Raw genomic sequence first — 25,937 nt, forward strand, 5'->3', positions numbered from 1 at the left:
AGCCGGAGACCTGATTTGGCCCGTTCCGACACCGTCTATGTCTGCCAGTCCTGCGGGGCGGTCCATGCCAAATGGGCCGGGCGCTGCGATGATTGCGGCTCATGGAACACGCTGCAGGAAGAAACCCAGTCGGCCCCTCTGGGCACGCAAGCCAGCGTGCCCAAACGCTCTGCCGGACGCCGGGCGCGGCTGGAACTGGTGGATCTGGGCAGCGCCACCGATGATCCGCCCCGCTTTGAGACCGGCATGGCCGAATTTGACCGGGTGGCCGGCGGCGGGCTGGTGCCCGGCTCTGCGGTGCTGGTGGGCGGTGATCCGGGCATCGGCAAGTCCACGCTTCTCCTGCAGGCCGCAGCGCGTCTCGCCCTGAAGGGTCATAGCGCGGTCTATATCTCCGGCGAGGAAGCCGCCGATCAGGTGCGCCGCCGCGCGCGCCGCCTGGGTCTTGCCGATGCGCCAGTGGCGCTGGCGGCAGAGACATCGCTGGAAAGCATTCTCGATGGCCTGAAAGCCGATCCGCCTGCCATCGCCATTCTCGATTCCATCCAGACCCTGTGGTCTGACCAGCTGGCGGCCGCGCCCGGCACAGTCGCTCAGGTGCGCGCCTGCGCGCAGGAGCTGGTGCGTTTCGCCAAGAAGCGCGGCACGGTGGTGGTCCTTGTCGGCCACGTCACCAAGGACGGCCAGATCGCAGGCCCGCGCGTCGTCGAGCACATGGTCGACGCGGTGCTCTATTTCGAGGGCGAGCGCTCCCACCAGTTCCGTATCTTGCGCGCGGTAAAGAACCGTTTCGGACCGACCGACGAGATCGGCGTCTTTGAAATGAATGATTCCGGGCTGGGCGAGGTCGCCAATCCTTCCGCCCTCTTTCTTGATGGCCGCGGCAGCGCAGCTCCCGGTGCCGCTGTGTTTGCCGGTATGGAAGGCACACGCCCCGTCCTCACCGAGATACAGGCATTGGTAGCCCCTGCAGCCTTCGGCACGCCGCGCCGGGCGGTGGTGGGCTGGGATTCGGGCCGCCTCGCCATGGTGCTGGCCGTGCTGGAGGCGCGCTGCGGGCTGGGGTTTGGCGGCAAGGATGTCTATCTGAATGTGGCAGGCGGGCTGAAAATCGCCGAACCGGCCGCTGATCTGGCTGTGGCTGCCGCCCTGGTCTCCTCCGCTTTCGATATCGCCCTGCCTGCTGAAGGCGTCGTCTTCGGCGAGATTGCGCTGTCAGGAGATGTGCGCACTGTGGGGCGGGCTGAAGCCCGCCTGAAAGAGGCGGCAAAGCTCGGTTTTTCCCGCGCCATTGTACCGGCGGGCGTCGAAGGCGCCGGTCTGGAGGTGACGGGGATCGATACAGTGCATACACTGGTCTCCCGGCTCGACCCGGGACCGCAATAGGGGGATTGCGATGGAAGCCGGTCTTGCAGGCTTTGACCTGTTCGCACTTCTGGTGCTTTTCGTGTCAGGCATACTGGCGCTCATGCGCGGCTTCGTGCGTGAGGCGCTGACGATTGCCGCCTTTGTCGCCGCCGCGCTGGCCGCGCTCTGGAGCCGCCCGGTCTTTGCCGGTCTGCTGGAAGGGCTGACCGGCTCGCCGCTGATCGCCAACATCATCGCCCTCGCGGGCGTGTTCATTCTGGTCTATCTGGCGGTCAGCTTCGTCACCTCCTCCTTGCAGCCCAACGCCAAGGCAGGTGAGGACGTGAACGTCATCGACCGCTCGCTGGGATTCGTTTTCGGACTGGTGCGCGGCCTCGTCCTTCTGGGCCTGTTCGTGCTGGTGTTCCGTAACACCCTGCCCGGCGCGCAGCCCGAATGGCTGCAGGGCGCACGTGTTTATCCGTTGGCCAACGCCACGGCAGAATTGCTGCAACGCCTTGCTCCGGAAGGCTCTTGGGCCGAAGGCGCACGCGAAAGTGAAGCGCAAGATGCGCCGCCTACTGATGAAGACCTTGACCGCGACGCTTTGGACAGGCTTATCCGGTCCACAAATCCCGATTAGCCGCTTCTATCGAGGTTCGGATGTCCGCTTTACCCCCTTTGCCGACCCTCACCTATGATCCGCTAACCGACCGAGCGCGCGAAGAATGCGGCGTGTTCGGGGTACGCGGCGCAGACAAGGCCGCCGTACTGGCCGCCTTCGGACTGCAGGCCCTGCAGCATCGCGGTCAGGAAGCGTGCGGCATTACCAGCTACGATAATGGCCGCTTCCATTCAGAGCGCCATCAGGGGCTGGTCGCCGACCATTTCACCGATCCGGTAAGGCTCGACCAGCTGGCAGGCTCCATGGCTATCGGCCATGTGCGCTATTCCACCTCCGGCGCGCCGGTGCTGCGCAATGTGCAGCCGCTTTACGCCGATGTGCGCGGCGGCGGCCTCGCCATCGCCCATAACGGTAATCTGACCAATGCGCGCATATTGCGTGAGGAGCTGGTGCAGGCTGGCGCCATCTTCCAGTCCACTTCCGATACCGAAGTCGTGCTGCAGCTGGCTGCCCGCTCACGCAAGACCAAATCGGCTGACCGGCTGCTTCACGCGCTCAAACAGGTTGAAGGCGCATTCGCGCTGGTCGCCATTTCCAATGACAAGCTGATCGGCGCACGCGACCCGTTCGGCATCCGCCCGCTGGTCATGGGCGAGCTGGACGGGGCGGTGATCCTCGCCAGCGAGACCTGTGCGCTGGACATGATCGGCGCGCGCCTGATCCGCGAGATCGAACCGGGCGAGGCTGTCATCATCAGCGATAATGGCATTGAGAGCGTGCGCTACGCGCCGGTGCGCCCGCCGCGCCCCTGCGCCTTTGAATATATCTATTTTGCGCGCCCCGATTCGGTAATCGCCGGGCGCTCGGTCTATGAAGCGCGCAAGCGCATGGGCCGCAGGCTGGCCGAGGAAACACCCGCCGATATCGACGTCGTGGTGCCGGTTCCCGATAGCGGCATCGCCGCGGCGCTGGGCTATGCCGAGAAGATCGGCAAACCCTTCGATCTGGGCATCATCCGCGCCCACTTCGTGGGCCGCACCTTCATCCAGCCGACACAGGCCAAGCGCGATCTGGGTGTGAAGCGCAAGCACGCGGCCAATGCCTCGGTGCTGAAAGGCAAGCGCGTCCTGCTGATCGACGATTCCATCGTGCGCGGCACGACCTCGAAGAAAATCGTGCGCATGGTGCGCGAGGCCGGAGCCACCGAAGTGCATTTCCGTTCGGCCTGCCCGCCCATCACCCATCCGGACTTTTACGGCATCGACATGCCGATGCGTGAGGAGCTGATGGCGGCAAGCCATGACCCCGAACGCATGCAGGCATTGCTGGAATGCGATTCGCTCGGCTTCCTGTCTGTCGAGGGCCTTTACTGGGCGGTGTGCGACGCACCGCGCAATGACGCTCAGCCGCAACTGGCCGACCATTACTTCACCGGCGAGTATCCCACCCGGCTCGCAGACCGCGACCGGGCCAGCTCCGCCAAGGACCAGCAACTTTCCCTGCTCGTGGACGCATGACCGAAAACAACTCCCTCTCCGGGCGCGTGGCACTCGTCACCGGCGCCTCGCGCGGCCTTGGCTATGCCACGGCCAAGGCCCTTGCCGCCGCTGGCGCCCATGTCATCGCCACCGCCCGCACGCGCGGCGGGCTGGAAGCGCTCGACGATGAAATCAGCGCCGCTGGCGGCTCTGTCACGCTGGTGCCGATGGATTTGATGGCACCGGACGGCATCGAAAAGCTGGCCGAAGCCATCGCTGAGCGCTGGGGCAAGCTGGACATTCTGGTGGCCAATGCCGGGGCGCTAGGCAAGCTGATGCCCGCCCATCAGATACCGTCCAAGACCTGGAACGAAGTGCTGGCGGTGAACCTCGTCGCTCCGGCCCGCCTGATCCGCGCGTTCGAGCCGCTCCTGCGCAAGTCAGACGCTGGCCGGGCCATTTTCGTGACCACCTCCGAGGGCGCCAAGACCCGCGCCTACTGGGCCGCCTATGGCGCGTCGAAGGCGGGCCTCGAAGCACTGGTGAAGAGCTGGGCCGCAGAACTCGCGGGCGGCACGATCCGCGTAAACCTCCTCGATCCGGGCCGTATGCGCACCGCCATGCGCACCCGCGCGGTACCGGGCGAAGACCCGCAAAGCGTGCCGCTGCCCGAAACCGTCACGCCGCTGATCGTGGAACTGTCCTCGCCTGCCGAGACACGCCATGGCGAAGTGATAAGGGCCGGTTAGCCTCAAGCCCCATGAACTCCCGGACGGCGCAGCCGATCCGGGACCTGTTGCAGGTGATGCGGAGAGAAGCCTCGGATAGCGTTTCGCGCTTCCGGGGTTTCAAATCCCCCTACCCCTTATCCGCATACGGGTTTTTCCCCGCCTTCACGATAAGGCGGATCGGCACACCCGGCAATTCAAACGCCTCGCGCAAGCCATTGACCAGATAGCGCTTATAGCTATCAGGCAATTTTCCTGCGCGCGAGGCCATCAGCACGAAAGTGGGCGGGCGGGCCTTGGTCTGGGCCATGTATTTGGGGCGGATGCGCTTGCCGTCGACAGCAGGCGGCGGGTGACGGGCCACCATCTCGGCCAGCCAGTCATTAAGGTCGCGCGTCTTCACCTTCACCGACCAGTTTTTATGCAGGGCGACGACCGCCGGCATGATCTTGTCGAGGCCAAAGCCGGTCAGCGCCGACACAGGAATGAGCGGCGCACCGCGCACCTGCGGCAGCATGCGCTCAAACTCCTCGCGCAGCTCGGCAAGCATCGCCTGCTTCTCCTTGACCAGATCCCATTTGGTCACAAGAACGATCAGGCCACGCCCCTCGCTTTCCACGCGGTCAGCAATGGTGAGGTCCTGCTTTTCCAGCGGATGTTCGGCATCGACCAGCAACAATACGATCTCGGCAAACTTGATCGCGCGCAGCGTGTCAGCCGCGCTCATGCGCTCCAGCCTGTCATCCACCTTGCCGCGCTTTCGAAGCCCCGCCGTGTCGTGCAGGCGCACACGCTGGCCGTCCCACAGCCAGTCCACGGCAATGGCATCGCGCGTCAGGCCCGCTTCCGGCCCGGTAATCAGCCGCTCCTGCCCGATCAGCGCGTTGATGAGGGTGGATTTGCCGACATTGGGCCGCCCCGCCACGGCAATGCGCAAGGGCGCGCCTTCCTCCTCATCGGCATCAGGCGTCGGCCCGTCATCAATCCCCGCCTCGCCAAGCGCGCCGCGGATGGCCTGATAGAGATCGCCCATACCCTCGCCGTGGGCCGCCGAAATGGGGATGGGCTCGCCCAGACCCAAATTCCAGGCTTCCAGAATGCCCTCATCGCCCTGCTTGCCTTCCGCCTTGTTGACCAGAAGGATCACAGGCTTGGAGGCACGGCGCAGAAGCTCGCCAAAGCGCTGGTCGAGCGCGGTAACGCCCTCACGCCCATCGATCAGGAACAGGCAGACATCGGCTTCGGCCAGCGCAATTTCGGTCTGCTGACGCATGCGCACTTCGATGCCGGTTTCCTTGTCCTCATAGCCGGCCGTATCGACAAGGCGCAGATCGAGATCACCCAGCCGCCCGCGCGCCTCGCGCCGGTCGCGGGTGACGCCGGGCCGGTCGTCAACCATGGCCAGCGGCTTGCCCGCCAGACGATTGAACAGGGTGGACTTGCCGACATTGGGTCTGCCGACAATGGCAAGGCTGGCTATACGTTCGGGAGACATGGGAGAGGCTCCCGTACCTTTCTCTATCGCAGCGCGATCAGGCGGCCGTTATCGGTCACGATAAACACCGTTTCATTGGCAATGACCGGGGCGATAAACACCGGATCACCAACACTGCGGCGCTCCTGGATCGTGCCATCAGCCGGGTTGATGATAACCAGATCCCCGCGCGATGACGCTGCAAGCAGCCGGTTGCCAGCAAGCACAGGGCCCGCCCAGGCAATACGGTCGCGCCGGCGGCGCTCATTGCGGAAAGCTTCCAGCTGGGTGATCCAGGCGACATTCCCGGTCTGGCGTTCAAACGCCACCACCTGGGCATCACTCGTCACCACAAACAGGTAATTGCCAACAAGCCACGGGGCATGCAGCGCGCTGGCAGGCTGGGTCCAGTTGCGTTCCCCGGTGCGCATGTCGAACGACGCCATGACGCCCGAATGGCTCAGCGCATAAACTTGGCCCCCGCCAATCACCGGCGACCCGGCAATGTCGTTGATCGAGGACATGGGCGTCAGGCCGCCCGCACGCGTGAGCGAGTCGCTCCACAGAACCGTTCCGTTTTGTGCGCGCAGCGCGATCAGCTCGCCAGAGCTGAACGGCGCCACCACAACATCGCCCTGTACGGCCACGCTGGGGGCTGTAAGCAGCCGCGCAGAATCCGCAATCGCACCATGCGTCCACTGGATATTGCCCGAAGAGGCGTCAAACGCGATCAGCTCGTTCTCATGGGTGATCGAATAGACGCGGCCATCAGCGACCGTTGGCGCTGCGATCAGCGGCGTCAGCACCGTCTCGCGCCAGACTTCCTCGCCATTGGACGCATTGAGGGCAGCCATGAAGCGCCGCCCCGTATGCACATAGACACGTCCGCCATCAACAGCGATGCCGCCACCGAACGCATACCGGTCAGTGCCTCCGCCCTCCCGGCCCAGGAAGGGTATCGGTAGTGACCTGCCGCCACCCTGGGCTTCCTCGCGTGGTGACAGGCGCACCTGCCAACGGCGTGCGCCCGTCTCGGCGTTGGTGGCCGTCACACGGCCTTCCCCGTCGACCGTGTAAACGGTCCCGTCGAGCACAACCGGGCGCGCATTGATGCGGCGGTCACGGTTGGAGCCCGCACCGATATCGGCACGCCAGATGCGTTCCAGGCTGCCACGCGCCTGTGTGTGCTGCATGGCGTGGGTCGGGAAGCCGTCCGGCTGGGGCCAGCGATCATTGACATAGGCGGACGGCAGGTTGACGAGCGAACCCCCGCTGATTTCCAGGCTTTCGCCCACACCCAGAACCGGCACGCGCTGATCGCGCGGCGGCGCATTGGGGTCTTCGCGGTCTCCGCCAGAGAAAGGATTGAGCCGGGAAATCTGCTGACCGGCACCACATCCGGCCAGTAAGAAACTGCTCGCCAGAGCCGCCAGCACGGCAACACGAAGGGTAGAAGTCATTCGACAGTATCCTCTTCCTCAGCGGCAGTCTCTGCCGGACCGGGGGCAGTATCGGTGCCGGCGGCATCCGGCGTTTCATCAGCCGAGGCGTCAGCTGGCACCTCTTCGGGTGCTTCACGCGCAATTACGGCCAGAGCGTCACGGGCCCGCGAGCGCATGGCTTCGGATGCATCTATCGACAATTGCACAAACTCATACTGACGGCGCGCTTCGCTCCACCGCTCGTCGCGCAAGGCCGCCGCGCCGATCAGTTCGCGCGACAACAGGGCAAAGCCGCCGCCGCCCGACACCAGCGGATCAAGCCGGAGCGCGAGATCATCGCTGGAGAGCGTGTCAAAACCAGCCACTGCAGACTGGTAGCGGGCCAGATCGCGGACAAGCGCGACCGGTGAACGCTGGCCAGCCTCCTCATAGAGGCGCGCCGCTTCCGCATTATCGCCCGCCTCGCTCGCAATGGCAGCCTGGTGAAGCAGCGACAGGGTTGCATAGCCGCGCGGGCCTTCGCTGGCCAGCAAGGCATAGGCTTCGAGAGCCCCGTCCGTCTGCCCGGCATCATGCAAGGCGCGCGCGTCGGCAAACTGCGCAGAAGCCTCTGCGCTCTGGTTTTCCTGCCACGCACGCCAGCCCTGATAGCCCGCCACACCCGCAATGACCGTGACGGCTGCGCCGAGCACCCACGGGCCCCAGCTGCGCAGCATCTGCATATAGCGCTCTTTGCGCAGTTCTTCTTCAACTTCGTCGAAAACGTCGACCAAGGTCCGCCTCGCAATTCATGCCAGTTCAATGTCCGGCGGACCCTAGCGGCCCTGCAGGGCCGCCGCAATACGCGCGAGCCGCGTTACGCGCGTGTAATGCGGTAGACTTGGTCCGGTCCGGGGAAGCGACGGGCGCGCACATCGTCGGCATAGGCTTTTACAGCCCCCTCCGTCAGCGCTTTCAGGTCGGCGTAGCGCTTGACGAAGCGCGGCGTCCAGTCGAACAGGCCGAGCATGTCCGGCGTGACGAGAATCTGCCCGTCACAGCTTGCCGACGCGCCGATACCTATGGTGGGCGCCGCCACCGCTCCGGTAATCTCCGCGGCGAGGTCTTCGGCAACCCCCTCGATGACAATCGCAAACGCTCCCGCCGCATCGGCGGCCTGGGCCTCGCTTATCACGCGGGCACGCTCGTCATCATTGCGGCCCTTGGCCTTGAAGCCGCCCTCGGCAAGGGCTGCCTGCGGGCGCAGGCCGACATGGGCCATCACCGGCACACCGCGCTCGGCAAGATAGCGGATGGTGTCGGCGATATAGACACCGCTCTCCAGCTTCACGGCCTGCGCGCCGGTTTCGCGCAGGATCCGGGTGGCATTCATGAACGCCTGCTCCGGGGAGGCTTCATAGCTGCCAAACGGCATGTCGATGACGACCATCGACCGGCTGGCGCCGCGCATCACCGCCTGACCGTGCAGGATCATCATGTCCAGTGTCACCGGGATGGTGTTGGGCAGCCCGTGCACGACCATTCCCACCGAGTCGCCCACCAGCAACAGATCACAATGCGGGTCCAGAAGGCGCGCCGTGGGCGCATCATAGGCTGTCAGGCAAACCAGCGGTTCACCCCCCTTGCGGGCACGGATGTCCGGGACGCCAATGCGCTTAACCGGGGCGGGGTTTTGTGCGGACATGAGCTACTCCGTACCTGGCAGACGGCGGCACGCTAGCCCAAGTTCGCAATTGCACAAATCACGCAACTCACAGATCAACCTCGCCATGCCGGAAGGCGATCAGGGTCAGGGCACTCAGCCCGAGGGCCGCAATGGCCATCAGCATGGCCTGCAGGCCAGCGGTATTGGCCACTGCGCTGCCAATGCTGAAAAGTGCAGCGCCAAGAAGCCCGATCAGATCGCCAAATTGCCAGCTGGCAAGGGCCACGCCCAGAAGCGCAGCGGTCACCAGCAAGAGCGGGCGAAGGAATGCGAGACGGTCCACCGCGCCCATCACCCGGCCGGTAAAGGCGCGGTCGGCGGGCGGCGCAGCCTCCTCGAACAAGTCCATCAGGCGGGCGTCAAATCCATTATCATGTCCGCTCATGCCGCACTCTCCTGCCGGTCAAACCAGTCCTTCAGTTTTGCCCGTCCACGGTTGACGTGAGACTTCACCGTACCCAGCGGCAGCCCCGTCACGTCCGCTGCTTCAGAATGGCTGAGGCCGGAAGCAAAGCATAGCACAACGCAGGCCCGCTCCTCATCCCCCAGCACGGCCAGAGCCCGGTCGAGATCACGCGCAAGCCCCGGCTGCGCCGCCGCCTCGTCCAGCAGGGGCGGATCAGCGCGCAAGCCTTCCATCAGCCGCCCGCGTGACCTCGCCTTGCGCGCACTCATCAGGAAACGGCTATAGGCGATCTGGCACAACCACGCCTTGAAGCTGCCCTCGCCGCGATAGGTGGCAATGCGCTGCCAAGCCTGCACGAACGTATCCTGCGCGATATCGTCAGCATCCGCCCTGTTGCCGGTCAGGCGGGCCAGAAGCCCGCGCACAAGGCGCTGATGACGGTCGACAAGCGCGCTGAAGGCACGCCTGTCACCCGTCGCCAGAACCTGGCTCACCAGCACATCATCGCTCTGCGCCATCAGCGCCCCCGCAAGCCGCGCTTACGCTCAGTCTTCCTGCTTGGGCGGCCGCAAGGCGTTGACCACGCCAAACCCGGTCAGAACCAGGCCGATAAAGGCCGGAATTGCCGCAACACCAGCCATCATGTTCATCATCGGGGGCACATCCGGCTCGTCCGGCAGGGCCGTCCCCACCAGCGCGCCAAGAGCGACCAGACCCGCCGCCACCGCGATCAGGATCAGTCCGGCCTTGAGATCATTATTGCGAGGCTTGCGCCGGGGCGCGCCCAGCGCCTTGATGGCTTCGGCGTCCAGCGTCTTTCCCTGACGCAGGGCCTCGCGCACGGTCTCGTGCATGTTGAACCGGTTCACGACACTGGCGGTGACGATGATCAGCACGATGGCGACCGCCGCAAGAAAAAAGCCCACTGATGCGATGACGTCTTCCATCGAAAGTCTCCTGTTGGGCACCCGCCTGCCGGGCACCTATGAAGACTAGATGCCGGGCGCGTAGGGATCGGATGCAAATTCGACGACGGCAACGCCAAATAATTCCATATGGAACCAGGCGAGCAGTCCGGCGGCGACAAGGCCGATAATGATCGCCACGATATCGGCCGACCATTTGCCGTCGCTGGCAAAGCTGCCGCCGCGCACATAGGCGCCAATCAGGGTGAGCAGCGCCCAGGCGGCAAAACTGCCAAACAGAATGACGCTTGCAATCTCGCCATTGGCCACCAGATGCGCGGCAGCCCAGAGCAGCACACCCAGCGTCATGGGGTGGCGCACGGTCGAGCGGATATGGCCGGGTACATAGGCCGACACGATCAGGACAATGCTGAGCGGCACCACTACCAGCGCCAGCGTGCGGGTCCACTCAGGCGGAGCCCATACGGCGGCAGACGGGTGAGCAAGAATGTGGCCGTACACGATCAGTGCGAGCCCGATAGCGCTGACAAGCGAATAGACAATCGAGTACGCGCCCTGCCCCAGGACTGCGATCATCGGGCCGCGCAACCCGACAAGGCGGACAGAGTGAACCCCCAGAAAGAGTGCCAGCCCCACAATCAGGAATTCCATTTACCCGCTCCCTGCGACGTGAATCATGCCGGTTCAACCTTAGGGCAAATGACGCCTGCCGGGCACAGGATTATCGCTGGCCGCAAACAGGTAAGGGCGCGGCTGAGGCTTTCAGGTAACGGCGCGCGTCACGCCCTTACAATCCGATTGAGTTGCGCTTCAAATTCGCTCCAGAACGCGGCCATGCCTTCGACAGCTTCCCGGCCCGATCTGGTGAGTGAGTAGTATTTGCGCGGGGGCGCATTCTCATTGACTTCCCACCGCGCGCTCAGGCGCCCGTCCGCCTGCAGCCTGCGCAATAGCGGATAGACGGTCCCTTCGGACAATCCCACACTGTCTGCGCCGGTAAGGCGCGCGACCAGCTCCACCCCGTACAGCTCGCCCTCGCGCAGGGCCGACAGGACAGCAAATTCGGCTGCGCCCTTTCGCATCTGGGACTTCCAGGAATCCAGATTCATCAGACATCCGAAGGTTTGAGCGCCCAACCGGGATATCTAGCGGCGAGTGCGCCACAAAGGCAATCGCTCGCCGGACGCAAGCGCCCCGCAAAACGCCCCCTCGCAAGACCGCAGCTGGGCTATTCGGGCTTTCCAAACCCGGCAAGCGCAGCATGGATGGCGCTGACCACCACCGAGCCCTCACCGACCGCGCTGGCCACGCGTTTGACCGACGCCGACCGCACATCGCCCACCGCATAGACCCGCTCAAGACTGGTCTCATAGGCTGATGGCATCCGGTCCAGCGCCCAGCCGCCGCGCACCAGCTCGCGCGGCTCGATTTGAGTGCCGGTTTTCACGAAGCCTTTTGCGTCACGGGCCAGTCCGGCTGGCAGCCAGTCTGTAAAGGGCGCGGCACCAATGAACAGGAACACGAAGCCCGCCTCGATCTCGGCCTCGCCTTGCGCGGTTTTGACCTTCAGCGCCCGCAGCCGCCGGTCATCGCCCTCGCCAATACCGGCAAGGCCGGAGATTTCCGTCTGCGGATGCAGGGTGATATTGGCCTGTTCCTCAAGGCGGCGGACGAGATATTCGCTCATCGTGTCGCGAATATCAGGGCGCCGGTACATCACATGGGCATGGCGCGCTGTGCGGGCGAGGAAGACCGCGCCCTGCCCGGCCGAATTGCCCGCCCCGACAATCACCACATCCGCCCCGGCGCACAGCTGCGCCTCCAGCGGCGAGGCCCCGTAATAGAGCCCGCAGCCCTCATAGCTCTCCGCCTCTTCCACCGGCAGGCGCTGATATTGCGCGCCAGACGCAATCACCACCGCGCGCGCCTCCAGCTTGCGGCCATCGCTCGTGGAGACGCAGTAGCAACCATTCTCCAGCCGATCCAGCGCACAAGCCTTTACCGGCGCGGCGAGGCGCACACCGAATTTCTGCGCCTGAATGGCGGCGCGGTCTGCCAGCTCCCGGCCCGACACGCCCATCGGAAAGCCCAGATAATTCTCGATCTTGGAGCTGGAACCCGCCTGACCGCCCGGCGCTTCGGCATCGAGCGTCACCACGGTCAGCCCTTCCGACGCCGCATAGACCGCAGCGGCGAGCCCGGCAGGCCCCGCACCCACCACAATGACATCCGCCGCTGCGCCGTCAGGCACGAGGTCCGAGCCGAAATATCCCGCCAGATCGCTAACCGTCGGCTGGGTCATCACCCGCGACGCGCTAAGCACCACGGCGGGCAAGGCATCGCGCGCCAGTCCTTTGGCCTCCATGATCGGCGCGGCCAACGGATTGCTGTCCGGATCCAGCCAGGCATGGGGCAGGCCGTGGCGAGTGAGAAAATCGCGCAAGGCAAAGACCGACCGGTCGAGCGCCGAGCCGATCACGATCACCGAATTGCCCTCCCGCGCCAGCGCAAAGGCACGCCGCGCCGAGAGCGTGCGCACGAACACGTCCGACAGGGCGGAGTTCTCCACCAGCAGGCGCTGGAAGGCGGCAAAGGGGATGTGCAGCACCTCGCCCGCCTTACCCATGGTGGTGCGCCCCAGCGCCGCCTGCCCGGTCAGCACGCCGATATCACCGGCAAACTGGCCGCGCTCCATCCAGCCAAGCCGCACTGGCCCGTCCATGTCATCGACGAAGATATGGGTCTCGCCCGACAGGGTGATCAGGCAATCAGCCTGCCGGTCACCGACGGCCACCAGCACCTCGCCTTCCTCATGCGCGCGCACCTCGCCATAGGGCGCGAGCGCGGCCAACTCGGCATCGGAGAACGTGTAGTTCACATCAGCAGGCGGCTTGGTGGCGGCGAGAGTGTTCACGCGGGGAAATCTCCGCAGGAGTGATCAGAGCGCTCCAGCCTAACGCCGGGCCCTGCACCCGCAAGCCTCAGATATGTGACGGGCCCTCACTCTCCCTCCGGCGCGTCCGCCTGATCCAGCAGGCGTTCGCACACCCCGCCATCTACGGTGTCCAGCTGGACGGTGCCCAAAAGCCCTGCGAGCGGGGTCAGGAAGACGCCAAGAGCGACCGAGGCAGCGCCGCGCAGATAGGTCTCGTCATCAAGCGAAATATCCGGATCGCGGAACGTGCCGCCAATATTGATCGGTCCGCCCAGCGAGCCGATATTCGGGCTGGTATCGCGCGCCTGCACCCTCAGATCAAAGCGCTCGCGGCGGAAATCGAACCGGCCTTCGCCATGGATCTGGCTGTCAGGCGTGGCGACCAGCAAGGTCTCGGCCTCGCCGACACCGTCCGTCACCACGATATCGGCCATGCCGCACGTAGTGGCGACCGTTTCATCGTTGGCAAACAGATAGTTGAACAGGTCGAGCCCGATCAGCTCCAGCGTCCGCCGCGAGATGCCGCCCTCATCGACCAGCGCGCGGATGCGACCGTTCGAGCTGGCCATGGCGCGGCGGATACTGTCGCCGGTCCCGACCAGGCTGATATCGCCGGAAAACGTGCCGGTAATCCGCTCATCGGGGATGAAATCCTCCAGCCGGATGCCAGAGAAAGTCCCGTCAGCGGACGTCACCGTGTCCTCGCCGCGCGCATCGATCTCCACCCGCGATTCCAGCCGTCCGCCCCGGAAGCCGAACTCCAGCGGCTCAAAGAGCAGCACCCGGTCATCCAGCGTGATGGTGGTGGAGACTTCCGTGAGCGCCTGGCCGGCGCCGGTCACCTCGCGCCCCTCGAAGACCAACCGCCCGTCCACGCCTGAAATCCGCTCCACGTCCAGCGGCGCGCGCGGGAAGATGCGGCCCTCATCGCGCAAGGCACGCGCCTGCGCCCGCCTTAGCGCGCTTTCACTCATATCGTCAGGGTCGATGGCCGGCGCACCGATCAGCATGCCGATATCGTTGAAATCGAGTGCATCCGAAGTCAGTTCGGCATCGACAAAGGGCCGCTCCCGGCCGGTATCGTAATCAAGCTGGCCGGCAAGATCGCTATCGCCCACCACGCCCTCGATATTGCGCGCCTGCCAGACATCGTCCACGCGCGCCAGATCCAGCGTCAAATCATAAGGCGAGGTATCGGGGACGGGAATGCCGGTGAAATCATACACCTCGCGCAGATTCTCGCCCTGCAGCGCCAGTGCGCCCGCAATCTGGCGGAAACTGCCGCGCGGACCCAACTGCCCGTCAAACACGAAGCGCGTCTCGCCTCCCTCGATGTCGAGGCGGAAGGCAAAGCTCTGATCAGGATCACGCAGGCGCATCACCCCGTCGCCCTCGCCGGTGAAGCTCAAGGCATTGCCGCGCACCTCGCCTTCGCCGGAGATGGAGGTGCGGTCTGCGCCGCCCTCGTCCTCGGCCACCACGCTGTCCAGATCGGCGGTGAAGGACACCTCGCGCGCCGCATTGCGGTAAATGATCTGGCTGTCGACCAGATGCAGCCCGCCAACGATCGGCACCCGGCCCTGCCCGTCCTCGCGGCCAAGACCCCAGTTATTGCGGCCCTCATCATCCACGCTCAGGCGCAGTTCCAGGCCCCTTATCCAAGCTTCACGCAAATTCACCCGCCCGCGCAACAGGTCGAGCAAGGCGACGTCCGCTACCGCGCGCTCCAGCTGAATGAAATGCTCATCGCCGGTCCAGTCCTCATCGGAAATGGTGACGCCTTCAAAGCGGACACGCGGCACGAAATTCCACCGCCACCGCACCGCCAGCGGCTCGTTGATGGTCACCTGGCGGTCGAGCGCGTCTGATACGCGCGCCTCCACCGGACCGCGCAGCCAGTCCCACCCCGCCAGCTGGATCAAAAGAACCAGGGCAAGGCACGCTGCGACGATAAGGGCCACAAGGCCGGCAAGGATGCGCACGAACATGACGGAACCGGAAAAGCGGACACGTATGAACTAAGCGCGCAAGGCGGCGCGCGGTTCCCCTGCGGCGTCAGATGGCGGCGTGAGGCTCAGTAGTGCGGCGGCTTTTCAGACGCAGCGGCAGGCAGGCCCGCCTCCAGCTCCGCAATGCGGTCATCAGAGCGGTGAAGCCGGGCTTTCAGCCGCTCGATATCCTTCTGCTGCAGCGCCAGCGCCTCGGAGAGCTCATCAATCGTGCGCTGCTGCTGGGCGATATGGATTTCCAGCGCTTCGAGGCGGGTGTTGTCGGTCATGGGGGCTGCTCTCGGTCATGAATCCCCGCCACCTTGCGGGCAGTGTTCAGACTATAGGGTTTTCGCCGCGCTCTTCGCGGATGATCCGGGTTGTGGAGACCGGCAGCTCGACCGGCTCCATCGACGCCTGGCGCGCCCTGATCGATACCCAGTCGGGCCGCTTCAGATCCTGCTCTATCAGGCGGCGCAGATAATCGCTCATGCTCATCCCTTCCGCCGCCGCACGCGCTTTGAGCGCCTGATGGGTCGCGTCGGGAATTTCCCTGATCCGGACATGTTTGAGCATGTGGAAAACATGAAGACGGGGGTTCGGGAAGTCAATGCGCGTCAGACGGATGCCCCCTGCCCCGCTTGATCCCGGCTGCTGAGGCGTGGTGACTGCAGAGCCATCGTTACCGAGGGCCAGTTGGACATTTTGGCATTAGCAGAATGTTCGGCCTAACATTGTTGATCACGCATCACACAAGGCCGTCCGGGAAAGGGAAATACATGACCCACCATATCCTCGTCCTCTACGGCTCCTATCGCGCCGACCGGCAGGGAATCAGGCTCGCGCGTTATCTGGTGAGAAAGCTGAGCGAGCTCGGCAACGAGGCCGAGCTGATCGACGCCAAGGCCATCAACCTGCCCATGCTGGACCGCATGTACAAGGAATATGCTGCCGGCGAGGCACCTGCCGGAATGGAAGAGCTGGCCGGAAAGATCCGTGCCGCCGATGCCTTCGTCTTCGTCACCGGCGAATATAACTGGGGTATCCAGCCGGGCTTGAAAAACCTGACGGACCATTTCCTGGAGGAATGGTTCTGGCGGCCCGCGGCCATCGCCAGCTATTCGGCCGGACGGCTGGCCGGCGTGCGTGCCGCGCTTACCTGGCACGGGACGCTGTCGGAAATGGGGATGGTCGTCATTTCAAGTTCGCTGGCCGTGGGTGGGATTCGCCACGCCATCGATGACGACGCGAAGCCGACCGGCGAGGGCGGAGCCGCGCTGGAAAAGGCTTTTCCACGCTTCGCCGCCGATCTTGCATGGTGGACCGAGGCGGCCCGGGCTCAACGCCAAAAAAGCGGAACACCGTATTGAGTGGCGGCTACAGAGCCTGAACCTGCCTGATCAGTCTCAGACTCACTCCCACTCAATTATAGATTAGAGCTTAAATAGATTGAATAATAAAAGCAAATTACGTTTTCCACAGAAATTTCCCGGCGACCGCTCCGTCAAAATTTCGGGCTATTGAAAATATTGAGCTTTTCAGATTGAGCTGAAAACTTCGATTTCGGGGATTATCGTCTAGCGACGGAACCTCAGACACTTCGCAGTCCCGCGCATGCATCCGCCGTTTCTACGCTATAGTCTTCTACCACCGAACGCTAAGCGTGTCACGCCACACCCCGGCCAGGATCCGGTATGCGATTTTCGCAAAGCGGTCGAGCGATCACAAGACCCCTAATGGGTACCTCGAACCTCACAGGCAGTTTATCTTTCGAGCGATTTGCAAACCAAGACTACTTAAATTCCATGATGTTTAAACTGGCGCTCGGTTTGCAAACACGCTAAAAACCACACCATGAGAGAGCAAAGGGCAGGAAAGCTAAACCAGCTCGAGCGCCTCCTTCCAGAAGGCCTGCTCGTGGACGCCGCTTGGCTGTCCTCTCACGGCTACTCCCCCTCCTTGCGCGCCAAGTATGTCGCGTCGGGCTGGCTCGAGCAGCCTGCCCGCCGGGTCTATCGCCGACCGCGCGGACAGCTAGGCTGGCAGCAGGCCGTCATCTCGCTCCAAACGCTTCTCGGGCATCGCCTATTTGTCGGAGGCCGCACGGCTCTCGAACTGCAAGGCTACACCCATTATGTCACGCTGAGCCGCACGCAGATACATCTGCACGGCCCGACCAAGCCGCCGACCTGGCTCGCCGCGCTGCCGATCAAGGAGCGGTTCGTTTATCGCAACAGCGCCCCGCTTTTTGGAAACGATCTGGACCAGGTCGCCTTCCCTGCCCTTGTTCCGGATCACGCCAGCAGCCACGGCGACCAGGCTTTCCGGGATGCAGGACTGCGCGCGCTCCCCTGGGGGCAATGGGATTGGCCTTTGACGGTCTCGGCGCCTGAACGCGCGATCCTGGAGCTTCTCGACGCACTGCCGGATCATGAAAGCTTCCACCAGGCCGACATGCTGATGGAAAGTCTGAGCAATCTCGCTCCGCGGCGCATGCAGACGCTGCTGGTCCGCTGCCGCAGCGTGAAGGCGAAGCGCCTGTTTTTCTATTTCGCTGATCGCCATCGCCATGCCTGGCTGAAACATCTCGACCAAGCGGCGATCGATCTGGGCTCGGGCAAGCGCATGCTGGTCAAGGACGGGCGGTATGATTCCGCCTACCAGATCACCGTACCCAAAGAGCTGGACGAGGCGCCCTGATCACTTTCGCTGATGCTTATCGAAGCCAGGTCGCGCTGCTGATCCGCGCGCTGCCTTCCGTCGCGGCTGAAGCGTGTTTCGCGATGAAGGGCGGCACCGCCATCAATCTGTTCATCCGCGACCTGCCGCGGCTTTCGGTCGATATCGACCTCACCTATCTGCCGGTTGAGGATCGCGCAGCCTCGCTGGCCGCGATCGATGCCGCAATGCTCCGCATAGCAGAGCGCATTACGGCAACCATCCGAGACGCCCGAGTCCTGCCTTCCCGCTCTCGTGAAAACGTCATCACCAAGCTCGTCGTCCGGGGCGATGGCGCGCAGATCAAGATCGAGGTCACGCCGGTCCTGCGGGGCTGCGTGTTCGAGCCCCAGATGCGTCCGGTCTCCCCAAGCGTCGAGGACGCGTTCGGCTTCGCGGAAATGCGGATCGTCTCCTTCCCCGATCTCTTCGCTGGAAAGCTCGTCGCCGCGCTCGACCGGCAGCATCCGCGCGACCTGTTCGACGTGCGCGACCTGTTGGCCGCCGAAGGCATCGACGAGGAGCTCCGGCGCGCCTTCCTCGTATACCTGATCAGTCACGACCGTCCGATGGCCGAGGTTTTGTCGGCCCGGCGCAAGGATATCGCCGCCGAATTCGAGCGCGGCTTCGTCGGCATGACGCTGCAGCCCGTCGTTCTGACCGATCTCCTCGCGGCCCGCGAAGCCCTGGTGAGCCAGATTGTCGGCGCGATGCCCGAGGCTCACCGCCAATTCCTGCTGGCGTTTGAACGGGGCGCGCCTGATTGGTCCGCCGTCAGCTTGGAGGCCGCCGCCGGTCTGCCGGCCGTGCGCTGGCGGCAACGCAATCTCGATAGCTTGAGTGTCGAGAAGCGCGCTGCTCTGGTGGCGCAGCTCGAAGCAGTCTTGGCGAGGTAGCCGAAGCGATGGCGGAACGACTGCCCCGACAAGAGCTGTATGATCGTGTCTGGTCAGGTAGACGAGGAAGACGCAATCCGGCATCACCAATGGCGCATTGAGCGCAAAGTTCAGATTAAGGAAGAAGACAGGCCGCTCCGAGCGGAAGCCGAACGCGCGGAGCGCGAGCGACAAGAGCGTCTTGAGCAGGCGCGCATCGATCGCCTCCTCCAGGACGCGGACGCGTTCCGAAAATCGAACGAGATCCGCAACTATGTCACGGCACTGACGTCCAGGGTTCAGGAGAACAGCAAGGCGAATATGGAGAGATGGAGAGAAGCGCTCACCCTGCTCAAGCGTTACGCCTAAGGCTGACGCTCAGCGTTCCATCGCTTTCGAGTATCAGGGTTTTGACATCGCCGATCTGCTGTCCCCCGGAAGCGCGGATGGCGCTGAGTGCTTCCTCCTCGGTGAGGCGGGCCCGTTTCATGGCTGCCGGGCAAAATGCTCCGTCTCTGGCCAGCAATGACGGTTCAGAGCGGATGAGCCTGGCAAACCCGGGCGATCTGACCGAGGTGTAAGTAACGATGAACTGCAGCAGAACAAGCAGGCCCAGCGCAACCACGCCTTCGGTCAGCGCGATGGATTCCTGAAGCAGCACCGCAGACAGGGTGGAGCCGAGCGCTACCGTGATAACCAGATCGAACGCATTCAGCTTGGCAAGCGTTCGTTTGCCAGAAATCCGCAGAAACACAATCAGCACGATATAGGCTAACGTCCCTACCAGAAGAGTGCGGATAATGCCCTCCCAGTTCTGAAAGATCATACCTTCGAAATTCATAAATCCCCTAACGGCATCTGGAGCAGCGAGCGGCAGCGCACCGCAGCGCGCCAAACGGGGAACCATTGTCGATCAGGCGTGGTTCCAATGGGAGTAGTATCTGCCGGGCAGTAGGAGGGTGCACATCCCATGATCGCAAATCCAGTGCATGATCGCTGAATGACTCCCTCAAGGCGCAGCGTACTGGGTTTATGTGCTAGTGCCCCGCTCACCGGCATGCTTCCGGCCAAAGCTCAGCCGATTGCTGAAACCGGACCGCTTTCCAACTGGAGCCAGGTGCGTTCCCTGTTCAATCTGGAGCCCGGCACCGTTCATATGAGCGCGATGCTTCTGGCGTCTCACCCGGCACCGGTCCGCGCTGCCATCGCCCGGCATAGAAGAGCCCTTGACGCCGATCCGGTGGACTATCTTGAGGCACATGGGCCGAGGCTGACCGAGGCAAGCCGTGAAGCTGCGGCGAACTATCTGGGAACTCACCTCTCCCGGGTAGCGCTGACCGAGAGCACCACGATGGGCGTGGGGCTTGTTTACACCAGCCTGCAACTCAGGCCGGATCAGGAAGTCCTCACGACCGACGAAGATTATTATGTCACGCACGTGTCGCTGGAGCAGGCAGCACAGCGAACCGGCGCGGCGGTGCGCAAAACCGCTCTCTTTGACCGCCCCGATGCCGTGAGTGCTGATCAGATCGTCGAGCGCATAACATCCAGCATCCGGCCAGAAACCCGCTTGCTGGCGCTCACATGGGTTCACTCCAGTACCGGCGTGAAGATACCCGTGCGCGAGATCGCTGCGGCCCTGAATGAGATCAATGCAGACCGGGGTGAGGACGATCATGTTCTCTTTGGCTTGGACGCGGTTCACGGATTTGGCGTGGAGACCGAGAGCTTTGCCGATACCGGAGCGGATTTCCTCATGGCCGGCTGTCATAAATGGCTGTTCGGCCCGCGCGGCACAGGCGTGGCGGCGATCAGCGAACGCGGTCTTGCCGCAACCCGGCCAACAATACCGAGTTTTGACGAAAGCGAAGTCTTCTCGGCCTGGTACATGCGGCGTGAACCGCGCGGAGGCAATAATGGGCGCCGGATGACACCTGGCGGGTTCAAGGCTTTCGAACATCGCTGGGCCCTGACAGACGCCTTCGAGTTTCATGACATGCTGGGCCGCAGCCGGGTGGCTTCAAGAACGCATGAGCTTGCGGGCGCGTTGAAGGAGGCACTGGCGGACATTGACAGGATCGATGTCAGAACACCGCGCGATAGCGCCCTGTCCTCCGGCATTGTCGCTTTCGCCGTCGAGGGGATGAGCTCCGCCGAAATGGTTTCGAGGCTCCGAGACCGCCATATAGTGGCGTCCGTCGCCCCCTATCCGAGCGCCCTGGTGCGCCTGACACCCAGCATTATCAACTCTTCTGCAGAGATTGACCGCGCGGCCCGCGCCGTGCGCGACAGTCTCTGACACTCGCCGGGAACCTCGGCCCCGCTTGCCGGTTGACGTCTGCCACCACAACATGGAGACGCAAATGCTACCCGCCAGCCTTGCCCGTCTGCTGGGTCTACGCAGCCGGACCATCCGTGTCCGCCCGGCACCCCTTATGGTCGCTGAACTACCGCGTTCGCGCCACTATTGCCTTAAGGGACGCCGTCCGGTCCTGAAGCCGGACCAGCGCATACGGCTTCGCCGGCCTACTGGCGAAGGAAAGGCCCTGGAAGCCTGGTGCGGCGGGCAAAGGATTGGCGAACTCCATCCCGAAGACGTGGCCGAAGTAGAGCCCCTGCTCGACTGCGGTCAGAAACTCGAAGCCTGGATTGCGGCTCCAGCAGGCGGACAGGGACGGCCTGTCCGCGTTGCGATGGCTCTCCAGCTCCGGCAGTGAGATCCACCTCCAAGCTTGACCGGAAAGCAGGCAGCCTGCCTATTCCAGCGCCTTCTTGCGGTCACCCAGACGCAGCGGTGTGGTGTTGTCCTCTCCCTGATCGGTCAGGGTGGGAAATTCACCCTGATTTTCCAGAGCTTCAAGTGGCTCGACATCGGGATCACCGCCCCTCGGCCGGATCGGCCGGGTGGGATTATCTCCGGTTTCCTCGATTGATATCAGATCATCCGCGAGATTCTCATACGCTTGCGGTCCGCCTAGGGGGCTGCCAGCCTCCTCCCAGAGTCGGCGCGCGCGGGCCTGCACCTTTCCGGCGCGTTGGTCATCGGGCTTGTCGGGCATGAGTCTGCTCCATTGCTGTCCGCAGAAAAGCCAACAACCCGGTCCGCCAAGTGTTCCGCTATGTACCCGCTTCCACTGCAAAATTCTTCATTCGCTGAGGGAACAAGCGCACCGCGGCCCGGTTGTCGGGCGCGGTGGAGGATCAATGGAGAGAGTCATGAACAAGACACCCCAGAACAACGCAGACCAGAACCGTCCTGAACACCAGCAGGAAGGCGGTGATCAGGAGCAGCAGGGTCAACGCCAGCAAGGCCAGGATCAGGGCCGGGCACAGGCTCAGGCTGACGAGCGCCGTCCGGAAGAGCAGGAACCCCGGCGCTAGATACATCGCACCTGTCTACCTCCCTGAAGCGGCGGCAACGCCGCTTCTTTTTTGGTTGCCAGCCCGTCCGATGGAACCTGACGGGGAATGAGCCGGTTGCTGTTGAGAGTTCCAGTTTTTGCTGCCCGCATCCCGCACGAGGAGACGAATATGAGTTTCAGACCGATAGCCGCGGCGGTGGCTGGTGTGGCAGGCACGGTCGCGATGACGACCGCCATGCGGCGGCTCAACCGGCGGCTTCCCGCCAGTGCGCGATATCCTCTTCCGCCGCGCGAACTGGTGGAAGCAGGCGGGCCGGACCTGCCCGAACCCGTGGCCGAGGAAGTGACACTTCTGGGCCACGCCGGATATGGCGCAGCAACCGGCGCAATCATGCCGCTTCTGATCCCCCGCACATCGGTTCTTAACGGCGCGCTCTATGGCGGGCTAGTCTGGGTGCTCAGCTATCTGGGCTGGATTCCCGCCTCCGGCCTTCTGAAGAACGCGGCCTGCCATCCGCCATCACGCAATCTGGCGATGATTGCTGTGCACCTGGTCTGGGGAGGCGTCACCGCCCTCGCCTACAAGGAACTGACCAGTGCCCAACACGAGATTTTCGCCGGACACCACGCCCCCGACGCTGATCAGGAGTCTTGAACCATGTCTGTCAAGCCCCCGCCCCGCGAAGCGGCTGCAGAAGCCCTGCACATACTGCGCGAATCCCATCCCGACCCCAAGGCCGCCAGTCCCGAAGCGCACGCCTTGGCGAAAACCTTGGCGGAGGACGAACTGGAAGCGCTGGCGCAGGCGGGATCCGGTCATTCCGGCAAGCGCGGTGCGCCGGAAGAATTGCCACCTCGCCGAAGTGGCCCGGAGCGTAGCGATGGTGACCCCCGCTAGTAGGCCTCAGCTTGCGCGTTATCGGATATCGTGGTGTCGGCACGCAGGCAGGGCAGAGCTTCAGGATAGTGTTCGCGCAGCCAGACGATCATCTGCTCGCGGATGGCACAGCGCAGCTCCCAGGCCGCGCCTGAATTGGCTGCACTGGCCAGCGCGCGGACCTGGATCGTTGTGACATCGGTTTCGACCACCTGCAGCACCACGACCTTGCCATCCCATTGCGGGGCCGCCTCGACCATTTCTTTCAGCTTCCCGCGCATGGCTTCCAGCGGGGCGCGGTAGTCCAGATGCCAGAATACAGGTCCGATGATGGAGGCGGTCTCGCGCGTCCAGTTCTGGAAAGGCTGATCGATGAATACGCGCAGCGGGACCACCAGACGGCGTAAATCCCAGATGCGGATGACGACGTGGAACAGGCCGATCTCCTCGATCCAGCCCCACTCGCCTTCAACCACCACGGCGTCATCGATGCGGATGGGCTGGGTGAAGGCGATCTGCAGCCCCGCGATCAGGTTGGACAGGACGGGCTGGGCGGCGATACCGACCGCAATGCCGACAATGCCCGCCGATGCGAACAGAGAGAAGCCGATCTGCCGCGCCCCTGGAACAACGGTGAGCGCAGTGGCGAAAACCAGCACTGACACGGTAATCGTCCACACCCGGCGCAGCATGGTCAGACGCGTGGCGCGGCGGCGCGCGTTCAGATTGTCGGAGGCTTTCAGATCAAGCCGGGCAAGCTTCCGGTTGAGCGATAGAAGCCCCAATTGCAAAATGACGATACCGACGGCCAGTACAAGCAGTATACGGGCGGCCAGCTCAACAATTTCCACCAGCCGCGCATCAACTGCGGCGAAACGCGTTACAAGCGCCAGCACCACTGCGGAGAAAAAAAGGACTGCAGGCGTTTTGAGAACGGATAAAAGGCGATTCACATCAGTTTTATTCATACTTGAAATCTCCGCATTCTGGCGTTGGAGGGCGGCGTGACCCACCCTCCCCAATTGAACCTAGAAGTGGACGCACTGTTCCTTGATTTTGACGGCACCCTGACGGAGATCGTGACGAGACCGGACGATGCACGCCTGTCACCCGACCGGGCCAACAGGTTGTCCGTGCTGGCGGAACGCATGCAGGGCGCGGTGGCCATTCTCAGCGGCCGGCCGGTTTATGACCTGGATGAGCGCCTGCCCCGGGCCTTGTGGCGTGTCGGCGGGCACGGCGCGGAGACGGCCGCTCCCGGCGAGCCGACGGCAACCAGTAGCACCGCGACCGCGAAGGCCCTCGCCCTGACTGAAGTCCTGCGTGGGGTGGCAGCCTCACTGGACGGCGTGCAGCTGGAAGAAAAGCCCACCGGAGCCGCATTGCACTTTCGCACACGCCCCGAGGCCGGGCCTGCTTGCAGCGAGGCCATGAGAGCCGCGGCAGGCAAGGTCGGCGGATTTGAGATCCAGCACGGCAAGATGGTCGTAGAAGCGCGGCCAGCTGGCGCGAATAAGGGTAAGGCTCTCGCTCAGCTCACGGGCGTGCCTGCGTTCACCGGCCGGCGGCCGATAATGATCGGCGACGATCTGACCGACGAGCCCGCCATGCACGTGGCGCGCACACTTGGCGGGCTGGCCATCAAGGTCGGCAGTGGTGACAGCTGCGCCGGTTTCCGCTTGCGTGGCCCGGAAGAAGTACATCAATGGCTGGAGGCGGCTTTGGCCTCTGCACGGGGTTAGCCGGCACGCCCGTCATCAGGCAGTTCCAGCGGCCCGGCCACCGGATGAAGCGGCACCGGCATTGTCGTCCGGTCCGCTTCCCCGGCGCGCGCAGGGCGCGTGAGCAGCCGCGCCGTTCCCGTCACCACAATAGCCAGCTGAAAGGCCATCAGAACGCCGATAAATCCGGCAGCGCCTGCCATGTCCATGGCAAGACCGCCAACCATCGGACCCATAGCCGCTCCGGCCGCCAGCACCATGACCAGCGTCCCGGCCGCTGTAACCATATCGCGCCGCTCCACACGGTCATTGACCTGCGCGGCAGCGATGGCCTGCACCGGGAACACGGCTGCGCCCAGCGCAGCGCCCAGCGCAAGCGTGAGAGCTGGCTGGCCTGCAGGCAGTAGTGCAAACGCGATCAACACCAGTACGGCCCCCAAGGCGGCGCCAGCGGCCACGCCCCGCCTGCTGACCCGGTCCGACAGGCGCCCAAGGGGCCATTGCGCCAGCATCGCCCCGCCCGTCGCCAGTGCCATGAACATGCCAAGCTGCGCGGTGGTCAGCCCCCGGCTCTCCGCAAACACCGGCGCGAGGGCAAAAAAGCACCCCACCGACATGCCCGTGAACAGGGTCGCCAGCGTGCCGAAGGGCGATGCCCGGAAGATGAGACCAGGCCGGAGGCGGCCCGCCGAGATCTCCTCCATCGGACTTTGGGCCTTGCTCAGCGAGGCCGGCACCAGCGCCAGGGACAGAATGATGGAAACGACGGCAAAAAGTACGAATCCCTCGGGTGCCGCCAGTGAAATCTGAAGCTGTCCCAGCGCCCCGGCGCCAAGGCCCGTTGCGGCATAGATCGCCAGCAAACCGCCGCGCTGGTTGGAGGTGACAGAGGCATTCAGCCAGCTCTCCACGACCATGAGCATGCCGGCAAAGCACAATCCGCTGAACGCCCGGATCACCAGCCAGGCGGGCAGATCGATGACCAAAAGGTGGGCCAACGCGGCGGTCGAGGCGAGCGATGCGAGGGCGGAAAACGCCCTCAAATGACCGGCTCGCCGTATGATCGACGGTGCCAGGAAACTTCCCACGCCCATGCCGACAAAAAAGCCGCTCATCACCGCACCGATACCCAGGGCCGAGAAGCCTTCCGCCTGGCCACGCAGTGCCAGCAATGTGCCCTGAAGGGCATTACCCATCTGGAGAAGAGCAAAACCCAGCAGCAGGGCGGCGGCGGAGGCAATGATCTGACGCAAGGGTTCGATCCGCTATTGGCTGTCAGGGGTAATGACCGGCCTACGCGTTCGGCGCGGCTGCGGTTTCATGAAAAGGC

Annotated in this window: 31 protein-coding genes; 14 read left to right on the plus strand and 17 right to left on the minus strand. The window is 63.9% G+C overall.

Annotated features, from left to right (window positions below; translation table 11 throughout):
* Positions 1–15 precede the first annotated feature (15 nt).
* From radA to ACQ5ID_RS09145, 4 genes are read left to right on the plus strand one after another with little or no spacing between them, the layout of a single operon-like run.
* Positions 16–1,386: a DNA repair protein RadA gene (radA, locus tag ACQ5ID_RS09130; protein WP_429912138.1), complete on the plus strand. Its 1,371-nt coding sequence runs from the start codon at positions 16–18 to the stop codon at positions 1,384–1,386.
* 10 nt (positions 1,387–1,396) lie between these two features.
* Positions 1,397–1,990 carry a CvpA family protein gene (locus ACQ5ID_RS09135; protein WP_429912139.1) on the plus strand — a complete coding sequence of 198 codons (594 nt, stop codon included), beginning with the start codon at positions 1,397–1,399 and terminating at the stop codon, positions 1,988–1,990.
* A 20-nt stretch (positions 1,991–2,010) separates the two neighbouring features.
* A complete protein-coding gene (gene purF, locus ACQ5ID_RS09140; protein WP_429912140.1) occupies positions 2,011–3,489 on the plus strand; it encodes an amidophosphoribosyltransferase in 1,479 nt (492 codons plus the stop codon).
* Positions 3,486–4,199, plus strand: a complete 714-nt coding sequence (locus tag ACQ5ID_RS09145; RefSeq protein ID WP_429912141.1) for an SDR family NAD(P)-dependent oxidoreductase — start codon at positions 3,486–3,488, stop codon at positions 4,197–4,199. The genes purF and ACQ5ID_RS09145 overlap by 4 nt, the downstream gene beginning before the upstream one ends.
* 109 nt (positions 4,200–4,308) lie before the next feature.
* On the opposite strand, the gene der is transcribed toward ACQ5ID_RS09145, so the two are convergent.
* From der to ACQ5ID_RS09210, 13 genes are all read right to left on the minus strand, one after another.
* Positions 4,309–5,673, minus strand: a complete 1,365-nt coding sequence (gene der, locus ACQ5ID_RS09150) for a ribosome biogenesis GTPase Der (protein WP_429912142.1) — start codon at positions 5,671–5,673, stop codon at positions 4,309–4,311.
* Positions 5,674–5,696: 23 nt separating this feature from the next.
* Complete coding sequence (locus tag ACQ5ID_RS09155; protein ID WP_429912143.1) at positions 5,697–7,112, minus strand: PQQ-binding-like beta-propeller repeat protein; 1,416 nt, start codon at positions 7,110–7,112, stop codon at positions 5,697–5,699.
* On the minus strand, positions 7,109–7,867 hold the full coding sequence (locus ACQ5ID_RS09160; RefSeq protein ID WP_429912144.1) for a tetratricopeptide repeat protein: 759 nt from the start codon (positions 7,865–7,867) through the stop codon (positions 7,109–7,111). Before ACQ5ID_RS09160 ends, ACQ5ID_RS09155 begins: the two co-directional genes overlap by 4 nt.
* Positions 7,868–7,950: 83 nt before the next feature.
* The gene (gene panB / locus ACQ5ID_RS09165) at positions 7,951–8,778 is read right to left on the minus strand and encodes a 3-methyl-2-oxobutanoate hydroxymethyltransferase (RefSeq protein WP_429912145.1); all 828 of its coding nucleotides are present in this window, start codon (positions 8,776–8,778) and stop codon (positions 7,951–7,953) included.
* 67 nt (positions 8,779–8,845) lie between these two features.
* Positions 8,846–9,184, minus strand: coding sequence for a hypothetical protein (locus tag ACQ5ID_RS09170; protein ID WP_429912146.1), 339 nt, complete (start codon positions 9,182–9,184; stop codon positions 8,846–8,848).
* Entirely contained in the window at positions 9,181–9,723 is a 543-nt protein-coding gene (locus tag ACQ5ID_RS09175) for an RNA polymerase sigma factor (protein WP_429912147.1), read from the minus strand. The genes ACQ5ID_RS09170 and ACQ5ID_RS09175 overlap by 4 nt, the downstream gene beginning before the upstream one ends.
* Before the next feature lie 27 nt (positions 9,724–9,750).
* On the minus strand, positions 9,751–10,152 hold the full coding sequence (locus tag ACQ5ID_RS09180; protein WP_429912148.1) for a DUF6249 domain-containing protein: 402 nt from the start codon (positions 10,150–10,152) through the stop codon (positions 9,751–9,753).
* Positions 10,153–10,197: 45 nt separating this feature from the next.
* The gene (locus ACQ5ID_RS09185) at positions 10,198–10,782 is read right to left on the minus strand and encodes an NnrU family protein (protein ID WP_429912149.1); all 585 of its coding nucleotides are present in this window, start codon (positions 10,780–10,782) and stop codon (positions 10,198–10,200) included.
* Positions 10,783–10,910: 128 nt separating this feature from the next.
* Positions 10,911–11,240, minus strand: a complete 330-nt coding sequence (locus tag ACQ5ID_RS09190; RefSeq protein ID WP_429912150.1) for a PadR family transcriptional regulator — start codon at positions 11,238–11,240, stop codon at positions 10,911–10,913.
* A 119-nt stretch (positions 11,241–11,359) separates the two neighbouring features.
* Positions 11,360–13,045, minus strand: coding sequence for an FAD-dependent oxidoreductase (locus tag ACQ5ID_RS09195; protein WP_429912152.1), 1,686 nt, complete (start codon positions 13,043–13,045; stop codon positions 11,360–11,362).
* Between the two features lie 86 nt (positions 13,046–13,131).
* A complete protein-coding gene (locus ACQ5ID_RS09200; protein WP_429912153.1) occupies positions 13,132–15,054 on the minus strand; it encodes an AsmA family protein in 1,923 nt (640 codons plus the stop codon).
* Positions 15,055–15,140: 86 nt separating this feature from the next.
* Positions 15,141–15,344 carry a SlyX family protein gene (locus tag ACQ5ID_RS09205; RefSeq protein ID WP_429912154.1) on the minus strand — a complete coding sequence of 68 codons (204 nt, stop codon included), beginning with the start codon at positions 15,342–15,344 and terminating at the stop codon, positions 15,141–15,143.
* A 46-nt stretch (positions 15,345–15,390) separates the two neighbouring features.
* A complete protein-coding gene (locus ACQ5ID_RS09210) occupies positions 15,391–15,630 on the minus strand; it encodes a FitA-like ribbon-helix-helix domain-containing protein (RefSeq protein ID WP_429912155.1) in 240 nt (79 codons plus the stop codon).
* Positions 15,631–15,833: 203 nt separating this feature from the next.
* Here ACQ5ID_RS09210 and ACQ5ID_RS09215 point away from each other — a divergent pair, with 203 nt between their 5' ends.
* The 4 genes from ACQ5ID_RS09215 to ACQ5ID_RS09230 all read left to right on the plus strand — a co-directional run bounded on the left by ACQ5ID_RS09215 (position 15,834) and on the right by ACQ5ID_RS09230 (position 19,016).
* Entirely contained in the window at positions 15,834–16,424 is a 591-nt protein-coding gene (locus tag ACQ5ID_RS09215; protein ID WP_429912156.1) for an NADPH-dependent FMN reductase, read from the plus strand.
* Between the two features lie 484 nt (positions 16,425–16,908).
* Positions 16,909–17,754, plus strand: a complete 846-nt coding sequence (locus ACQ5ID_RS09220; RefSeq protein WP_429912157.1) for a type IV toxin-antitoxin system AbiEi family antitoxin domain-containing protein — start codon at positions 16,909–16,911, stop codon at positions 17,752–17,754.
* Entirely contained in the window at positions 17,754–18,668 is a 915-nt protein-coding gene (locus tag ACQ5ID_RS09225) for a nucleotidyl transferase AbiEii/AbiGii toxin family protein (RefSeq protein WP_429912283.1), read from the plus strand. Before ACQ5ID_RS09220 ends, ACQ5ID_RS09225 begins: the two co-directional genes overlap by 1 nt.
* 39 nt (positions 18,669–18,707) lie before the next feature.
* On the plus strand, positions 18,708–19,016 hold the full coding sequence (locus ACQ5ID_RS09230) for a hypothetical protein (RefSeq protein WP_429912158.1): 309 nt from the start codon (positions 18,708–18,710) through the stop codon (positions 19,014–19,016).
* Here ACQ5ID_RS09230 and ACQ5ID_RS09235 read toward each other — a convergent pair.
* Entirely contained in the window at positions 19,000–19,488 is a 489-nt protein-coding gene (locus tag ACQ5ID_RS09235) for a DUF421 domain-containing protein (protein WP_429912159.1), read from the minus strand. The two genes, ACQ5ID_RS09230 and ACQ5ID_RS09235, sit on opposite strands and share 17 nt — an antisense overlap.
* A gap of 216 nt (positions 19,489–19,704) precedes the next feature.
* Here ACQ5ID_RS09235 and ACQ5ID_RS09240 point away from each other — a divergent pair, with 216 nt between their 5' ends.
* On the plus strand, positions 19,705–20,946 hold the full coding sequence (locus tag ACQ5ID_RS09240; RefSeq protein WP_429912160.1) for an aminotransferase class V-fold PLP-dependent enzyme: 1,242 nt from the start codon (positions 19,705–19,707) through the stop codon (positions 20,944–20,946).
* 64 nt (positions 20,947–21,010) lie between these two features.
* Positions 21,011–21,364, plus strand: a complete 354-nt coding sequence (locus ACQ5ID_RS09245) for a hypothetical protein (RefSeq protein WP_429912161.1) — start codon at positions 21,011–21,013, stop codon at positions 21,362–21,364.
* Between the two features lie 39 nt (positions 21,365–21,403).
* Here ACQ5ID_RS09245 and ACQ5ID_RS09250 read toward each other — a convergent pair whose 3' ends face one another.
* On the minus strand, positions 21,404–21,706 hold the full coding sequence (locus tag ACQ5ID_RS09250; RefSeq protein WP_429912162.1) for a DUF2934 domain-containing protein: 303 nt from the start codon (positions 21,704–21,706) through the stop codon (positions 21,404–21,406).
* A gap of 157 nt (positions 21,707–21,863) precedes the next feature.
* On the opposite strand from ACQ5ID_RS09250, the gene ACQ5ID_RS09255 reads away from it, so the two are divergent.
* From ACQ5ID_RS09255 to ACQ5ID_RS09265, 3 genes are all read left to right on the plus strand, one after another.
* Positions 21,864–22,028 (plus strand): hypothetical protein, encoded by a 165-nt coding sequence (locus tag ACQ5ID_RS09255; protein ID WP_429912163.1) that lies wholly within the window; start codon positions 21,864–21,866, stop codon positions 22,026–22,028.
* A gap of 150 nt (positions 22,029–22,178) precedes the next feature.
* Positions 22,179–22,664, plus strand: coding sequence for a hypothetical protein (locus ACQ5ID_RS09260; protein WP_429912164.1), 486 nt, complete (start codon positions 22,179–22,181; stop codon positions 22,662–22,664).
* A 3-nt stretch (positions 22,665–22,667) separates the two neighbouring features.
* Entirely contained in the window at positions 22,668–22,907 is a 240-nt protein-coding gene (locus ACQ5ID_RS09265; protein ID WP_429912165.1) for a hypothetical protein, read from the plus strand.
* Here the strand turns inward: ACQ5ID_RS09265 and ACQ5ID_RS09270 are convergent.
* A complete protein-coding gene (locus ACQ5ID_RS09270) occupies positions 22,904–23,854 on the minus strand; it encodes a mechanosensitive ion channel family protein (protein ID WP_429912166.1) in 951 nt (316 codons plus the stop codon). The two genes, ACQ5ID_RS09265 and ACQ5ID_RS09270, sit on opposite strands and share 4 nt — an antisense overlap.
* A gap of 66 nt (positions 23,855–23,920) precedes the next feature.
* On the opposite strand from ACQ5ID_RS09270, the gene otsB reads away from it, so the two are divergent.
* Positions 23,921–24,628 carry a trehalose-phosphatase gene (otsB, locus tag ACQ5ID_RS09275; RefSeq protein WP_429912167.1) on the plus strand — a complete coding sequence of 236 codons (708 nt, stop codon included), beginning with the start codon at positions 23,921–23,923 and terminating at the stop codon, positions 24,626–24,628.
* Here otsB and ACQ5ID_RS09280 read toward each other — a convergent pair.
* A complete protein-coding gene (locus ACQ5ID_RS09280) occupies positions 24,625–25,860 on the minus strand; it encodes an MFS transporter (RefSeq protein ID WP_429912168.1) in 1,236 nt (411 codons plus the stop codon). The two genes, otsB and ACQ5ID_RS09280, sit on opposite strands and share 4 nt — an antisense overlap.
* Positions 25,861–25,937: the final 77 nt, after the last annotated feature.

It is taken from the genome of Glycocaulis sp. (assembly GCF_050485565.1).
Lineage (GTDB): Bacteria > Pseudomonadota > Alphaproteobacteria > Caulobacterales > Maricaulaceae > Glycocaulis.